This window comes from Spongiactinospora sp. TRM90649 (assembly GCF_029382225.1).
Classification (GTDB): domain Bacteria; phylum Actinomycetota; class Actinomycetes; order Streptosporangiales; family Streptosporangiaceae; genus Spongiactinospora.
The window spans coordinates 108,111-121,424 of sequence record NZ_JARLTC010000015.1; the positions used below are offsets into that span (position 1 = coordinate 108,111).

14 protein-coding genes are annotated in these 13,314 nt (G+C 71.5%); 12 read left to right on the forward strand and 2 right to left on the reverse strand.

The genetic code is table 11. The features are described from left to right. Nucleotides 1-52 precede the first annotated feature (52 nt). Complete coding sequence (locus tag P3X83_RS20270; protein WP_277306702.1) at nucleotides 53-292, reverse strand: glutaredoxin family protein; 240 nt, start codon at nucleotides 290-292, stop codon at nucleotides 53-55. Between the two features lie 183 nt (nucleotides 293-475). Here P3X83_RS20270 and P3X83_RS20275 point away from each other — a divergent pair, with 183 nt between their 5' ends. From P3X83_RS20275 to hemL, 7 genes are all read left to right on the forward strand, one after another. Next, nucleotides 476-1,183, forward strand: a complete 708-nt coding sequence (locus tag P3X83_RS20275; RefSeq protein WP_277306814.1) for a redox-sensing transcriptional repressor Rex — start codon at nucleotides 476-478, stop codon at nucleotides 1,181-1,183. Then, nucleotides 1,180-2,490 carry a glutamyl-tRNA reductase gene (locus P3X83_RS20280; RefSeq protein WP_277306703.1) on the forward strand — a complete coding sequence of 437 codons (1,311 nt, stop codon included), beginning with the start codon at nucleotides 1,180-1,182 and terminating at the stop codon, nucleotides 2,488-2,490. Before P3X83_RS20275 ends, P3X83_RS20280 begins: the two co-directional genes overlap by 4 nt. Further along, on the forward strand, nucleotides 2,487-3,407 hold the full coding sequence (gene hemC, locus P3X83_RS20285; protein WP_277306704.1) for a hydroxymethylbilane synthase: 921 nt from the start codon (nucleotides 2,487-2,489) through the stop codon (nucleotides 3,405-3,407). Before P3X83_RS20280 ends, hemC begins: the two co-directional genes overlap by 4 nt. Beyond that, nucleotides 3,404-5,002 (forward strand): bifunctional uroporphyrinogen-III C-methyltransferase/uroporphyrinogen-III synthase, encoded by a 1,599-nt coding sequence (locus tag P3X83_RS20290; protein WP_277306705.1) that lies wholly within the window; start codon nucleotides 3,404-3,406, stop codon nucleotides 5,000-5,002. Before hemC ends, P3X83_RS20290 begins: the two co-directional genes overlap by 4 nt. Before the next feature lie 63 nt (nucleotides 5,003-5,065). Beyond that, the gene (gene hemB / locus P3X83_RS20295; protein WP_277306706.1) at nucleotides 5,066-6,055 is read left to right on the forward strand and encodes a porphobilinogen synthase; all 990 of its coding nucleotides are present in this window, start codon (nucleotides 5,066-5,068) and stop codon (nucleotides 6,053-6,055) included. Nucleotides 6,056-6,248: 193 nt separating this feature from the next. Continuing rightward, entirely contained in the window at nucleotides 6,249-6,890 is a 642-nt protein-coding gene (locus P3X83_RS20300) for a bifunctional DNA primase/polymerase (protein WP_277306707.1), read from the forward strand. A 50-nt stretch (nucleotides 6,891-6,940) separates the two neighbouring features. Beyond that, nucleotides 6,941-8,233 (forward strand): glutamate-1-semialdehyde 2,1-aminomutase, encoded by a 1,293-nt coding sequence (gene hemL, locus P3X83_RS20305; protein ID WP_277306708.1) that lies wholly within the window; start codon nucleotides 6,941-6,943, stop codon nucleotides 8,231-8,233. A gap of 13 nt (nucleotides 8,234-8,246) precedes the next feature. Here hemL and P3X83_RS20310 read toward each other — a convergent pair whose 3' ends face one another. Continuing rightward, nucleotides 8,247-8,390 carry a hypothetical protein gene (locus tag P3X83_RS20310; RefSeq protein ID WP_277306709.1) on the reverse strand — a complete coding sequence of 48 codons (144 nt, stop codon included), beginning with the start codon at nucleotides 8,388-8,390 and terminating at the stop codon, nucleotides 8,247-8,249. Between the two features lie 73 nt (nucleotides 8,391-8,463). Here P3X83_RS20310 and P3X83_RS20315 point away from each other — a divergent pair, with 73 nt between their 5' ends. The 5 genes from P3X83_RS20315 (at nucleotide 8,464) to P3X83_RS20335 (ending at nucleotide 13,295) form a co-directional block, all read left to right on the forward strand. Then, nucleotides 8,464-9,405: a LysR family transcriptional regulator gene (locus tag P3X83_RS20315; protein ID WP_277306710.1), complete on the forward strand. Its 942-nt coding sequence runs from the start codon at nucleotides 8,464-8,466 to the stop codon at nucleotides 9,403-9,405. A 99-nt stretch (nucleotides 9,406-9,504) separates the two neighbouring features. Next, the gene (locus P3X83_RS20320; protein ID WP_277306711.1) at nucleotides 9,505-10,200 is read left to right on the forward strand and encodes a histidine phosphatase family protein; all 696 of its coding nucleotides are present in this window, start codon (nucleotides 9,505-9,507) and stop codon (nucleotides 10,198-10,200) included. A gap of 126 nt (nucleotides 10,201-10,326) precedes the next feature. Further along, a complete protein-coding gene (locus P3X83_RS20325; protein WP_277306712.1) occupies nucleotides 10,327-10,920 on the forward strand; it encodes a TlpA disulfide reductase family protein in 594 nt (197 codons plus the stop codon). Continuing rightward, nucleotides 10,901-11,638 (forward strand): cytochrome c biogenesis protein CcdA, encoded by a 738-nt coding sequence (locus P3X83_RS20330; protein WP_277306713.1) that lies wholly within the window; start codon nucleotides 10,901-10,903, stop codon nucleotides 11,636-11,638. The genes P3X83_RS20325 and P3X83_RS20330 overlap by 20 nt, the downstream gene beginning before the upstream one ends. 13 nt (nucleotides 11,639-11,651) lie before the next feature. Beyond that, a complete protein-coding gene (locus P3X83_RS20335) occupies nucleotides 11,652-13,295 on the forward strand; it encodes a cytochrome c biogenesis protein ResB (protein WP_277306714.1) in 1,644 nt (547 codons plus the stop codon). Nucleotides 13,296-13,314: the final 19 nt, after the last annotated feature.

Genomic DNA, 13,314 nt, shown 5'->3' on the forward strand with positions numbered 1-13,314 from the left:
TAGGGGATCGGGACAGGTGGGGGCCAGGCTGGGACTGAGGGGGGCTGGCCGGTCAGGCGGTGAGGGCGGTGCGGAGGCGGGATTCGTCCACGCGCCAGAAGTCGTGCTGCACGCCGTCGATCAAGGTGACCGGGATCATCTCCCAGTATTTCTCCTGGTCCTCGGCCGACTGGGTGATGTCGCGCTCTTCCCACGGCACGCCCAGCTCGCCTGCGACGCGGGCGATGATCTCGCGGGCGTCGTCGCAGAGATGGCAACCCGGCTTGCCGAGCAGCGTGATCCGGTGGCTCATGTGGTCACCGTAGTGGAGTCGCGGCGTGGTCGGACGTGCTGCCTCTCACTTTGTGCATTCGTTCACAAAGGGATTAACCTGGAAGACGCTGTTCACCCTGTCGTCCGTCGCCGTCGTCGTCAAACCGCATCCGTGCTCGCGGCAGTGCCGCCGCCGGAAGCCCGTCCCCTGGAGTTCCGGCACGTGATACGCCGCCCGCCCCAATCCCGCGAACGTGGCATCCCCGAGGCGACCGTCGCCCGGCTGCCGCTCTACCTGCGGGCGCTGACCGGGATGGCCGAGCGTGGCGTTTCCACCGTGAGTTCGGAGGACCTCGCCATGGCCGCGGGGGTCAACTCGGCGAAGCTGCGCAAAGACCTGTCACACCTCGGCTCGTACGGCACACGCGGAGTCGGCTACGACGTCGAGTACCTGATCTACCAGATCTCCCGTGAACTGGGCCTGACCCAGGACTGGGCCGTCGCCATCGTCGGAATAGGAAACCTCGGCCGAGCGCTTGCCAATTACGGAGGCTTCGTCTCGCGCGGCTTCAGGGTGGCCGCGCTGTTCGACGCCAACCCCGAAGTCGTGGGCGACCACATCGCGGGATTGAATGTTGAGCACATCGACGAGCTTGAGGCCGTGATCGAGCGGCGGGGGGTGTCGATCGTGGTGATCGCCACGCCGGCGGGCGCCGCGCAGCAGGTGTGCGATCGCGTGATCGCCGTCGGGGTCACCAGCATCCTGAACTTCGCCCCCACCGTGCTCTCCGTGCCCGAGGGCGTCGATGTGCGGAAAGTCGATCTGTCCATTGAGCTGCAGATCCTTGCGTTCCACGAACAGCGGAAGGCGGATCGCGAAAGTGGGGGCCCAGTGATGCCCGAGGGGTTGCAGCAGGGGGCGAGCGCATGAGCGTCCTGGCCGTGGGGTTGAGCCACCGGACGGCGCCGGTCTCACTGCTCGAACGTGCGTCCGTGTCCGGCGACTCGCTGGTCAAGCTGCTGCACGACGTGCACAGGAACGGCTCCGTGGCCGAGGCCATGGTCGTCTCCACGTGCAACCGCGTCGAGGTCTACGCCGACGTCGATCGTTTCCACGCGGCGGTCAACTCGCTGAGCGACCTGCTCGGCGACCACGCCGGGGTCCCCGTAGAGCACCTGGCCCCGCACCTGTACGTGCACTACGAAGACCGCGCGGTGTCGCACCTGTTCTCGGTGACCAGCGGCCTTGAGTCGATGGTGATCGGCGAGGGGCAGATCCTCGGCCAGGTCCGCCAGGCGCTCCGGCTGGCACAGGAGCAGGGCACCCTGGGCTCCACGCTGAACGACCTGGCCCAGCACGCGCTGCGGGTCGGCAAGCGGGTCCACACCGACACCGGCATAGACGGCGCGGGCGCCTCGCTGGTGGGGGTCGGCCTGGGGCTGGCCGAACAGGTCCTCGGGCCGGTGTCCGGCAGCCGGGCGCTGGTGGTGGGCGCGGGCTCGATGAGCGCGCTGTCGGCGGCGACACTGACCCGTGCGGGGGTCACCTCGATCGTGGTCGCCAACCGCACCTACGAGCGCGCCGAACGGCTGGCCGAGACCGTCGGCGGCCGGGCCGCGCGCCTGTCCGACCTCCCCGCCGAGCTGGCCGAGGCGGACATCGTGATCTCCTGTACCGGCGGCGGCACCCTGGTGGTCACCCCCGAGATGATCGGCCCCGGCCGCGAGCGCCCGCTGTTCCTGCTCGACCTCGCGCTGCCCCACGACATCGACCCGGGCGTGCGGGTGCTGCCCGGCGTCACGCTGGTGGACCTGGAAACGCTGCAGAACTCCGGCCTGGGACTCAAGACGGGCGATACGGTGGAGACGGCGCGGCGAATCGTGGCCGAGGAGGTCACCGGATACCTCGAAGAGGTCCGGGCGGCCAGGGTCACGCCCACGGTCGTCGCGCTGCGCAGCAAGGCCGCCGACGTGGTGGAGGCCGAGCTGGGGCGCCTGGTCTCACGGGTGCCCGAGATCGAGGGCAGGGTCCGCGACGAGGTGACGCAGACGGTCCGCCGGGTGGTGGACAAGCTGCTTCACGAGCCCACCGTGCGTGTCAAACAGCTCGCCGCGTCATCGTCGGGCGATCATTATGCGGAGGCGTTGCGGGAGCTGTTCAACCTCGATCCGAAGGTTCCCGAGGCCGTGCGGCGTCCCGGGATCGACGGGCCGCGTCCCGGGGAGGGGGAGCTGTGAGCGACGGCACGAGGCCGCTGCGCCTGGGCACCCGGCGGAGCCTGCTGGCCACGGCGCAGTCCCAGATGACCGCCGACCGCCTCACCGAGCTGACCGGCCGGGCCGTCGAGCTGGTCGGCGTGACCACCTTCGGCGACGTCACCAAGGCGCAGCTCAGCCAGCTCGGCGGCACCGGCGTGTTCGTCAGCGCGCTGCGCGACAAGCTGATCGAGGGCGAGATCGACTTCGCCGTCCACTCGCTCAAGGACCTGCCGACCGCGCCCGCCGCCGAGGTGGCGCTGGCCGCGACGCCGTCGCGCGCCGACCACCGCGACGCGCTGATCGGGTCCGCCAAGCTCGCCGACCTCCCCCCTGGGGCCAGGGTCGGCACCGGGTCGCCCCGGCGCGTCGCCCAGTTGCGGGTGCTCCGCCCCGACCTCGAATACCTGCCGATCCGCGGCAACGCCGACACCAGGATCGGCAAGGTCCACTCGGGTGAGCTGGACGCCATCGTGCTCGCCACGGCGGGGTTGGCGAGGCTCGGCAGGGAATCGGAGATCGCCCAGATCTTCGAGATCGAGGAGATGCTTCCGGCACCCGGACAAGGTTCCCTGGCGGTGGAGTGCCGCGCCGACAGGGACGATCTGGTCGAGCTGCTCGGCGTGCTGGACGACCCCGGCACCCGCGCGGCGGTGACCGCCGAGCGGTCGTTGCTGGCCACTCTGGAAGCCGGGTGCGCCGCCCCTGTGGGCGCGTACGCGGTCGCCGACGGGCACACGTTGAACCTGATCGCCACGGTCGTCGCCGTCGACGGCCGCCGCGCGATCCGTAAGTCCACCGCCGGACCTCTCCCGGCGGCCATGGAACTCGGTCGCGACCTCGCGACCGCCATGGTCGCCGACGGGGCCGGCACGTTGATGGGGGAGCAGTCCCATTGAGCTCCGCGAGTCCGACCTCTCCGACCCCGCCGCCCTTCGTCGAGCATCCCGGGGGCTTCGTCGCCTTCGTCGGCGCCGGTCCCGGCGATGAGAACCTGCTGACCCTGCGCGGCGCGACGCTCCTCGGCAAGGCCGATGTCGTCGTGCTGGACCAGTCCGCCCACGGCGCGCTGCTGCGCCACGCCAGGCCCGACGTCGAGGTGATCGACGTCTCGGCGGGCGGCGCGGTGCCGCTCAGCGCGGTGCAGGCCGCCAAGGGCGGCCGCAACGTGGTCCGGCTGTGCCCGGGCGACCCGATGTTCTTCGCCTCGATCACCGACGAGGCCGCCGCCTGCGCCAAGGGCGACGTCGATTTCGAGATCGTGCCCGGGGTGCCGCCCGCGACGGCGGTGCTGGCCTACGCGGGCATCCCGGCGACGACCGGGCCCGAGTTCCGGGTGGTGGACGCGGAGCAGGTGGACGACTGGTCGGCGCACGCCGACACGGCGGGCACGCTCGTCGTCTACAACGGCACCGGCGAGGCGGTGGCCATCGGTAAGGCGCTGGTGGCGGCGGGCCGTCCGGAGAGCACGCCCGTGGCGGTGACCGGCGCGGGCACGACCACCGAGCAGAACACGGTGGTCACCACGCTGGGCAGGCTCGGCCCCGACCTCAAGCACGCGGTGATCGACGAGCCGTCGCTGATCGTCGTTGGCGACGCCGTCCGGCTGCGCGACACGCTGTCGTGGTTCGAGACCAAGCCGCTGTTCGGCTGGCGGGTGCTGGTGCCGCGCACCAAGGAGCAGTCCGGCCGGCTGTCGGAGCAGCTCCGTTCGTACGGCGCGGTGCCGGAGGAGGTCCCGACCATCTCGGTCGAGCCGCCCCGCACCCCGCAGCAGATGGACCGCGCGATCAAGGGCCTGGTCACCGGCCGCTACGAGTGGGTGGCCTTCACCAGCGCCAACGCGGTCAAGGCGGTGCGTGAGAAGTTCGAGGAGTACGGCCTCGACGCCCGCGCCTTCGCCGGGCTGAAGGTCGCCGCGGTGGGCGAGGCCACCGCCCGCGCGCTGATCGAGTTCGGCGTGCGGCCCGACCTGGTGCCGTCGGGGCAGCAGTCGGCGGAGGGGCTGCTCGCCGAGTGGCCGCCCTACGACTCCATGCTCGACCCGATCAACCGCGTGCTGCTGCCCAGGGCCGACATCGCCACGGAGAGCCTGGTCGCGGGGCTGACCGAGCTGGGCTGGGAGTGCGACGACGTCACCGCCTACCGCACGGTGCGCGCGGCCCCGCCGCCCGCGCCGATCCGCGAGGCGATCAAGGGCGGCGGGTTCGACGCGGTGCTGTTCACGTCGTCGTCCACGGTGCGCAACCTGGTGGGCATCGCGGGCAAGCCGCACAACGTCACGGTGATCGCGGCGATCGGGCCGCAGACCGTGCGGACGGCCGAGGAGTTCGGGCTCCGGGTCGATGTGATGGCCGATCGTCCGTCGGCTTCCGCCCTCGCGGCGGCGCTGGCGGAGTACGGTGCGAAGCAGAGGCAGGCGGCCGTGGCGGCCGGGGAGACGCCGCGCAGGCCGTCGCAGACACGCCGGGGGGCTCGCCGGCGGGCCAAGTGAGGGCCCGCGCCGGCGGGTGAACGACCTCCCCCTACGGACAGAGCCGTCATAGGGAAGGGCATGATGAGCGCTGAGTTTCCGGTCGCGCGTCTGCGCAGGCTCCGCCGTACGGCGGCGCTTCGGCGGATGACGGCCAGCACCAGGCTGCATCCGGGGGATCTGATCCTGCCGGTGTTCGTCAAGGAGGGCATCGCCGAGCCGGCTCCGGTCGGGTCGATGCCGGGTGTCGTGCAGCACACCCGCGACTCCGTGCGCAAGGCCGCCCACGAGGCGGCCCAGGCGGGCGTCGGCGGGCTGATCCTGTTCGGCGTGCCCGCCGTCAAGGACGCGCGCGGCTCCGGCGCCGACGATCCCGAGGGGATCGTGCAGCTCGCGCTGGGCGACGTGCTGTCCGAGGTGGGCGACGCGCTGGTGGTGATGACCGACACCTGTCTCGACGAGTTCACCGACCACGGGCACTGCGGCATCCTCACCGACGACGGCGAGGTCGACAACGACGCCACGCTGGAACGTTACGCGGCGGCGGCGGTCGCGCAGGCCCGCGCGGGCTCGCAGATGATCGCGCCGAGCGGGATGATGGACGGCCAGGTGGGCGCGATCCGCGCGGCGCTCGACGCCGAGGGCTTCGAGCAACTGCCGATCCTGGCCTATTCGGTCAAGTACGCCTCCGGGTTCTACGGGCCGTTCCGCGACGCGGCGGAGTGCGCGCCACAGTTCGGCGACCGCAGCTCCTACCAGCAGGACCCGGCCGGTTCGGCGGGCGAGGCGCTGCGCGAGGTGCGGCTCGACCTCGCCGAAGGCGCCGACGCGGTGATGGTCAAGCCCGCGATGCCCTACCTCGACATCCTGCGCCAGATCCGCGACGCGGTGGACGTCCCAGTGGCGGCCTACCAGGTCAGCGGCGAGTACGCGATGATCGAGGCGGCGGCGGCCAACGGCTGGATCGACCGCGAGCGGGTGATCATGGAGTCGCTGACGGCGATCCGGCGCGCCGGGGCCGACATGATCCTCACCTACTGGGCGACGGAGGTGGCCCGCGGCCTCCCGGCGTGACGCTCCCACTTACTGACACTGGGCAGGGATCTACGCGGAGGTGAACCGCGAACCGGGGGGTTTCTCCCAGGCGTCTGAGACGCGTGCGTTACAGTGCAAGAAGGAAAACGGATGTGTCCCAGGCGCTCGGAGCCCGCCGTTTCCGTGTGGCTCCGTCGCTTCGGCACGCCCCGGCGCGCGGACGGAGGAATCGATGGTGGGGGTACCACTCGCCCGGCGTGCGAAACGGCGGGCGCGGCACACTTCGCGGATCGGCTCCGTGCTGGAATACGCCGGGCTCGGCTGGGCCGTATGCCCCGGGGCGCATCCGCTGCGCAGCGGATCGCGGGCGTGTTCGTGCGACCGCGTGGGCTGTCCCGACCCGGGCGCGCATCCGCTGTCCCCGGCCTGGCAGATGCAGGCCACACTCGACGCCGCGCAACTCACCCGATGGTGGGAGCGTGAACCCGAGGCCAATGTGATCCTGCCCACGGGGCGCGTCTTCGACGTGTTCGACGCCCCGCTGGACTCGGGGCTCGCCGCGCTCACCCGGATGGACGCATCCGGCTCCGACACCGGCCCGGTCGCCGCCAACGGCGACCGGGTTCTGTTTTATGTGGCCACCCGGGGCAACCCCGACGACGAAGACGAATGGTGGTCCTGCAACCTCGACTGCGTCCCGGAGAGCGTCGACGACATGTCGGGGCTGCGCTGGCACTGTCGTGACAGCTACGTGCTGGCTCCGCCGTCCACGCTGCCCACCGGGCAGCCGGTCTCCTGGCTGCGCCCGCCCGACGGCCGCCCGCTGCCCGACCCGCTGCGAGTCCTCGACTGGCTGGTCGATTCCTGCGAGTGACGCGACCCACCGGCGGGGCGCCCACGAGGGTGCCGCCGTAATCTGGGGTCGTGAGTAGCAGCAGCGACAAGACGTCCCAGGAACTCTTCGACCGCGCCCGCGCCGTGGTGCCGGGCGGGGTCAACTCCCCGGTCCGCGCGTTCGGCGCGGTCGGCGGCACGCCGAGGTTCATGGCCTCCGGCCAGGGCCCGTACCTGACCGATGTCGACGGCAACCGCTACGTCGACCTGGTCTGCTCGTGGGGCCCGATGATCCTCGGGCACCGTCACCCCGACGTGGTGTCGGCGCTGCGCGAGGCGCTCGACCACAGCACCTCCTACGGCGCAGTCACGCCCGGCGAGGTCGAACTGGCCGAGGAGATCGTGTCCCGGATGGCCCCGGTGGAGAAGGTGCGCCTGGTCAGCTCGGGCACCGAGGCCACCATGTCGGCCGTACGGCTGGCCAGGGGCTTCACCGGCCGGGCGAAGGTGGTGAAGTTCGCCGGGTGCTACCACGGCCATGTGGACGCCCTGCTCGCCGCGGCGGGCTCGGGCGTGGCCACGTTCGGGCTGCCGGACACCCCCGGTGTCACCGGGGCGTCGGCCGCCGACACGATCGTGCTGCCCTACAACGACATCGCGGCGGTGGAGGAGGCGTTCGCCAACACCGAGATCGCCTGTGTGATCACCGAAGCGTGCCCGGCGAACATGGGCATCGTGCCGCCCAGCGACGGCTTCAACGCCCGGCTGCGCGAGCTGTGCACGGCCGACGGCGCGCTGCTGATCGTGGACGAGGTGCTCACCGGTTTCCGCGTGTCCAGGTCCGGCTGGTACGGCCTCGACCCGGTGGACGCCGATCTGATGACGTTCGGCAAGGTCATGGGGGGTGGCCTGCCCGCCGCCGGGTTCGGCGGGCGGGCCGAGGTGATGGACCGGCTCGCCCCCGAGGGGCCGGTCTATCAGGCCGGCACGCTGTCGGGTAACCCGCTGGCCTGCGCGGCCGGGCTGGCCACCCTGCGCGCGTGCGACGACGCGGTATATGCCCGGCTCGACGAGGTGGCCGGAACGATCGGCGCGGCGGCGTCCGCCGCGCTGACGGCCGAGGGGGTCCCGCACCGGCTGCAGCGGGCGGGAAACCTGTTCTCGATCTTCTTCACCGACGAGCCGGTCACCGACTTCGCCGCCGCCCGGAGGCAGGACTCCGCCGCCTACCGGGCCTTCTTCCACTCAATGCTGGATCAGGGGGTCTACCTGCCGCCGTCGGCCTACGAGGCGTGGTTCGTGTCGGCCGCGCACGACGACGAGGCGGTGGGCCGGGTCACCGACGCTCTTCCGCTGGCGGCCAAGGCCGCCGCGCGCGGGTGACCCCGGCGTCGCGTCAGTTCGCCTGAGCGGCCTTCACCGGGCGCGGGGCGCGCGTGCCGGCGGTGCGGGCGCGGCGCTCGCGCTCGGCGCGGGCGAGCTGCTCAAGGTAGGAGATCTGCTGGGCGGAGCTGGTCTTGGGGGCCTGTTGCGTTCTCATGCATCTATTTTCCGGCTTAGGAATGTTCAGCACAAGCGAGTATTTCTTGGGTTGCTAGTTTAGACTTGCTTACATGTTGGACCTCAACCGGCTGAAGGCCCTGCACGCGGTCTCCGTCTACGGTTCCGTGGGCGCGGCGGCCGAGGCACTGATGGTCACACCCTCCGCCATCTCCCAGCAGCTCGCCAAGCTGGAGCGGGAGACCGGCGCCACGCTGCTCGAACGCAACGGGCGCGGAGTCCGTCTCACCGACGCCGCCGGGTTGCTGGCCGAGCACGCCGAGCGCATCCTGGCCCTGGTCGAGACCGCCGAGGCCGACTTCGAGGCGCTGCGCGGGGCGGTCGTGGGCAAGCTGTCCATGGCCGCCTTCCCCACCGCCGCGCGCGGGCTGATCCCCGGGGCGCTGACCGAGCTGCGCTCCCGCCACCCCGACCTGGAGCTGCAGTTCTTCGAGCGGGAGCCGGAGCGGCAGGTCCGCGAGGTCACCCGGGGCGAGATCGACCTCGCGGTCTCCCAAGACTGGCTCAACCGGCCCATGGGCATGCCCGAGGGGCTGTCCCGCGCCACGCTCTTCGACGACGTCGTCGATGTGATCCTGCCCGCCGACCACGTGCTGGCCGGGCGCTCCGAGGTCAAGCTGGCCCAGCTCTGCGGTGAGCAGTGGGTCAGCTCCTCGCCGGGCACCATCTGCCACGACTGGCTGGTGTTCACGCTGCGCTCGGCCGAGGTCGAGCCGGTCATCACCTGCATGGCCGACGAGTACGCCACGCAGATCGCGCTGGTCGCGGCGCGGCACGGCTGTGCGATCGTGCCCAGGCTCGGGCGGGGCGCGCTGCCCGAAGGGGTGTGCGCGGTGCCGTTGCGGCCCCGGCCGACGCGGCGGATCTTCGCGTTGTGGCGGAGCGACGCGGCTCGCCGTCCGGCGATCCGGGCGGCGGTCGAGGCGCTGCGGCGGGCCGCCACGCCGTATGTGCTGGGGGCGGGCGAAACCCCTGCGGAAACGGCCATGGCCTAGGGCGACCAGATGTCCTTTCTCGGACACTCCCAGTGAAGCGTGACATAACTGGTCCCCACGGGCGTCACGCGTGTTGCATATGGGTAGGCTGAGCCCACCATGGCTCAGACCACCGTCGTCCACCTGCTTCGGCACGGTGAGGTGCACAACCCCGGGGGCGTCCTGTACGGCAGGCTGCCCGGCTACCACCTGTCGGACACCGGGCGGCGTATGGCGGACATGGTCGCCGCGGCCGTCGCCGACCGCGATGTGCGGCTGCTGGTCAGTTCGCCCATGGAGCGTGCCCAGGAGACCGCCGCACCCCTGGCCGAAACCCTCGGCCTGCCCGTCGGCACCGACGACCGCCTGATCGAGGCGATCAACGTGTTCCAAGGCGTGCCGATCGGGGCCGGCGGCGAGGTCTTCCGCAACCTGCGCCACTACCGCCACTTCTGGAACCCGTTCCGCCCCTCCTGGGGCGAGCGCTACACCGAGGTGCTGGCCCGGATGCGCGAGGCGATCGACGCCGCCAGGCAGACCGCCCGAGGCCACGAGGCCGTGCTGGTCAGCCACCAGCTCCCGATCTGGATCATCCGCCTGGCCGCCGAGGGCCGCAGGCTGTGGCACGACCCGCGGCGCCGCCAGTGCGGGCTGGCCAGCCTGACCAGCTTCACCTTCGACGGCGACCGGCTGACCAGCGTCGGCTACAGCGAACCCGCCGGGGCGCTGACTCGCCAGGCGGTCGATCCGCACCGCCCGGAGCCCCGCAGGCCCGACGCCGGGTTCACCGATCCCGGGCTGTCCAGCCCCGGATGACCCGTTCTGCCTGATCAACCCGCTTGATCATTTGGGCTCCGAGCCCCGGCGGGGCGGTGTGCCGGGCGGCGGGGGCCGCCGGTAGAGTGACAGCTCTACTGCTTGTAGTGCAAGGAGCCTCCCTCCGTGACCTCCAGGAACTCGATTCGAGCGCTCGTGCTCGCACTCGCGCTCGTCCCGGTCGTCGCCGGGTGCGCCGGTTCGCAGGGGGGCGGCCCCTCGACGGGCGACACGCGGTTCGTCCCGGGCGACGGAAAGATGTCGGTCTTCACGGCCGACGCGCGCAAGCCCGCCCCGAAGGTCGAGGGCACCTCGCTCGACGACGGCCCGATCTCGCTGGCCGCCTACCGGGGCAAGATCGTCGTGCTGAACTTCTGGGCGTCCTGGTGCGCCCCGTGCGTCGCCGAGGCGCCGGTGCTGAAAGACGTCGCCGCCGCCACCAAGGCCGACGGCGTCGAGTTCCTCGGTGTCGCGTTCAAGGACGACAAGGCGGCGGCCAAGGCGTTCGAGCGCAACCACCAGCCGGGCTACCCCAGCCTGTACGACCAGCCGGGCAAGGTGGCGCTGGCCTTCCAGGGCACCGTCCCGCCCGCCGCCATCCCCGCCACGCTGATCATCGACCGCGAGGGCCGCATCGCGGCCCGCGCGCTCGGCGCGGTCAAGTACACCGATCTGCTCAACGCGGTCAAGACGGTGGGGAATGAACGAAGGGCTGGCTGACACCGTCGCCTCTGGTTCGCTGGCGCTGGCGCTGCCGATCGCGCTGGCGGCGGGGCTGGTGTCGTTCCTGTCGCCGTGCGTGCTGCCACTGGTCCCCGGCTACCTCTCCTATGTCACGGGGATGAGCGGGGAAGACCCCCGGCGCTGGCGGCTGCTGCTCGGCAGCGGGCTGTTCGTGCTGGGCTTCGCGGCCGTGTTCGTCGCGGGCGGGGCGCTCGCCGGCAGCGTCGGCGGGGCGCTGCTGGGCAACGCCGAGATCATCACCAGGGTGCTCGGCGTGCTGACCGTGGTGCTGGGCCTGGCCTTCCTGGGGCTGATCCCCGGGTTGCAGCGCGACGTGCGCATCCACCGGCTCCCCAACGCCGGGCTCGCGGGCGCGCCGCTGCTCGGGGTGGTGTTCGGGCTCGGCTGGACCCCTTGCATCGGGCCGACGCTCGCCGTGGTGCTCACACTCGGCCTGGAACAGGGCAGCGCCGGGCGCGGGGCGCTGCTGGCCTTCGCCTACGCGCTCGGGCTCGGCGTGCCGTTCGTGGCCGCCGGGCTGGCCTACCGCAAGGTGCTGCACGCCCTTCCGGCGGTGCGCCGCCACTCGCGCCTCATCACCCGCATCGGCGGCGGGATGCTGGTGGCCGTCGGCGTCCTGCTGGTCACCGGGCTGTGGGGCGACCTCGTGATGACCATGCAGGGCTGGATCGGCTCCTTCCAGCCGGTGATCTGATGACGGGTGTTCGATGAAGCCGACCGACGACACGACGACGAGGGTCGCCGAGGGCGAATCCGCCACAGAGGCGACCACCGCGCGACCGGCCGGAAAGCCGCCCGCCGCCAAGGGGCTGGGCGTGCTGGGCTGGCTGCGCTGGTTCTGGCGCACGCTCACCGCCATGCGGACCGCGCTCATCCTGCTCTTCCTGTTCGCGCTCGGCTCGGTGCCCGGCTCGCTGTTCCCGCAGACCGGCGTGTCGCCCGCCGCGGTCGCCCGCTACTTCGAGGAAGACCCCGTCCTGGCCGAGTGGCTCGACCGGTTCTGGCTCTTCGACGTCTTCCAGGCGCCCTGGTTCGCCGCGATCTACCTGCTGCTGTTCGTCTCGCTGGTCGGCTGCATCCTCCCGCGCACCCGGGTCTACCTGCGCGAACTGCGGCGCGAGCCGCCCGCCGCGCCGCGCAACCTGAGCCGGCTCCCGCACAGCGGGAGCTTCGAGACCGACGCCGAGACCGATTCCAAGACCGAGGCGGCCACCACCGTCGAGGAGGTCGCCGCCACGCTGCGCCGCAGGCGCTTCCGGGTGGTCACCGGCCCCGGCTGGGTGGCCGGCGAGAAGGGCTACCTGCGCGAGGCGGGCAACCTGCTCTTCCACACCTCGCTGGTCGGCCTGCTGATCGCGGTGGGCGTCGGCGCGCTGTACGGCTACCGCGGCAACGTGATCATCATCGAGGGCAACGGCTTCGCCAACACGGTGGCCGCCTACGACCGCTACATCCCGGGCAGCCAGGTCTCGGCCGAGTCGCTTGAGCCGTTCTCCTTCCGGCTCGACGACTTCAAGGTCGACTACCAGATCTCGGGCGACCGTCCCGGCCAGGTGCTCGACTACACGGGCCGGTTGAAGGTCAACGACTCGCCCACGGCCCCCGAGCGCGACTACACCCTCAAGGTCAACCACCCCCTTGAGGTCAACGGCACGCAGACCTATCTGATCGACCACGGCTACGCGCCGACCTTCACCGTCACCGACGGCAAAGGCGACGTCGCGTTCGAGGGACCGGTCGTGTGCCTGCCGCAGAACAACAGGAACTTCGCCTCCGAGTGCACGATCAAGGTGCCCGACGCCAAGCCGGAGCAGCTCGGCCTGGCCATCCGGTTCCTGCCGACCGCCGTGCAGTTGCAGGACGGCTCCTGGGACTCCACCTTTCCCAGTGCGATCAACCCGATCGTCCAGGTCACCGCCTTCGCCGGTGACCTCGGCCTGCGGACGGGGGTGCCGCAGTCGGTCTACCTGTTCGACCAGGAGCGGCTGAAGAAGATGAAGCGCCTGGTCATGATGTCCGACCCGGTCGAGCTGGGCAAGAGCCTGGACCTCCCGGGCGGCTACGGCAAGGTGACCTTCACCGGGGTCAAGGAGTGGGCGGCGCTGCAGATCGCCTACGACCCCGGCAGACTGCCCGCCCTCCTCTCCTCCGTCGGCGCGGTGCTCGGCATCGTGCTGTCCCTGCTGATCCGGCGCCGCCGAGTGTGGGTCAGGGTCACCGAACGGGAAGACGGCGGCAAGCTCGTCCAGGCGGGCGGCCTGACCCGCACGGAGAGCGCCGACGGCGGCTTCGCCGACGAGTTCGCCGACATCGTCGCCGCGCTGAAGGGGCGTTCCGATGACGCCCGCTGAGCGGCCCGCGCCACCATTT

Coding starts and splice junctions, on each gene's coding strand:
- P3X83_RS20300 (WP_277306707.1), top strand. CDS start 6,249: ATGGTGGGGGTACCACTCGCCCGGCGTGCGAAACGGCGGGCGCGGCAC.
- P3X83_RS20320 (WP_277306711.1), top strand. CDS start 9,505: ATGGCTCAGACCACCGTCGTCCACCTGCTTCGGCACGGTGAGGTGCAC.
- P3X83_RS20335 (WP_277306714.1), top strand. CDS start 11,652: ATGAAGCCGACCGACGACACGACGACGAGGGTCGCCGAGGGCGAATCC.
- P3X83_RS20330 (WP_277306713.1), top strand. CDS start 10,901: ATGAACGAAGGGCTGGCTGACACCGTCGCCTCTGGTTCGCTGGCGCTG.
- hemB (WP_277306706.1), top strand. CDS start 5,066: ATGAGCGCTGAGTTTCCGGTCGCGCGTCTGCGCAGGCTCCGCCGTACG.
- P3X83_RS20270 (WP_277306702.1), bottom strand. CDS start 292: ATGAGCCACCGGATCACGCTGCTCGGCAAGCCGGGTTGCCATCTCTGC.
- P3X83_RS20280 (WP_277306703.1), top strand. CDS start 1,180: ATGAGCGTCCTGGCCGTGGGGTTGAGCCACCGGACGGCGCCGGTCTCA.
- P3X83_RS20310 (WP_277306709.1), bottom strand. CDS start 8,390: ATGAGAACGCAACAGGCCCCCAAGACCAGCTCCGCCCAGCAGATCTCC.
- P3X83_RS20315 (WP_277306710.1), top strand. CDS start 8,464: ATGTTGGACCTCAACCGGCTGAAGGCCCTGCACGCGGTCTCCGTCTAC.